Here is a 214-nt window from a genome sequence, read left to right as displayed (position 1 = left end):
ACTTACGCTCCACAGGCTAACACTGTCTGCCCGACAGCTTTAATATTCAGTGCCGCATTTATGTCGCGGTCTAGCTCACTAAAGCATTGAGGACACGACCATTTGCGGATATGTAACGGCAAGGAATCGACAACGTAACCGCAGCAATTACAGCGTTTAGAGCTTGGATACCACTTATCAATCTTAACTACAGTTCGACCGTACCACTCAGCTT

The 214-nt window shown here is 46.7% G+C and carries 1 protein-coding gene; it reads right to left on the bottom strand.

What is annotated here, in order from left to right; all coding sequences use genetic code 11:
• Window positions 1-2: 2 nt before the first annotated feature.
• A partial coding sequence (locus AAEZ18_RS19880) for a zinc ribbon domain-containing protein (RefSeq protein WP_350595976.1) occupies window positions 3-214 on the bottom strand: 212 nt, incomplete at its 5' end.

The organism is Pseudoalteromonas sp. 19-MNA-CIBAN-0066, assembly GCF_040308705.1.
In the GTDB taxonomy this organism is placed as follows: domain Bacteria; phylum Pseudomonadota; class Gammaproteobacteria; order Enterobacterales; family Alteromonadaceae; genus Pseudoalteromonas; species Pseudoalteromonas nigrifaciens.
Note: the sequence above shows the minus strand (reverse complement) of the source record. Positions and strands in the feature narration are given on the sequence as shown.